This is a genomic window from Psychrobacter sp. CoH-33_TS_01, assembly GCF_058189395.1.
Window position 1 is genome coordinate 1 of the sequence record NZ_JBVGQI010000057.1, and the last position, 270, is coordinate 270.

Consider the following 270-nt stretch of genomic DNA (forward strand, 5'->3'; position numbering starts at 1 on the left):
TCGCGATGTCGAGCCGGCGGCGCATGCCTCCCGAGTACGTGCCGACCTTGCGGCCTCCCGCCTCGGTGAGCGAGAAGCGGGCGAGCAGCTCGTCCGCGATTCCTGCCGGGTTCTTGAGGTGGCGGAGCCGGGCGACCAGGATGAGGTTCTCCCGGCCGCTGAGGATCTCGTCCACCGCGGCGAACTGCCCGGTGAGGCTGATCGAGTTGCGGACGTCGTCCGGCTTGCGGACCACGTCGAAACCGTTCACGGTGGCGGTGCCCTTGTCGC

At 69.6% G+C, this 270-nt stretch carries 1 protein-coding gene; it reads right to left on the minus strand.

What is annotated here, in order from left to right:
• A partial coding sequence (locus ACZ2XM_RS15535) for an ATP-binding cassette domain-containing protein (protein ID WP_490619020.1) occupies nucleotides 1-270 on the minus strand: 270 nt, incomplete at both ends.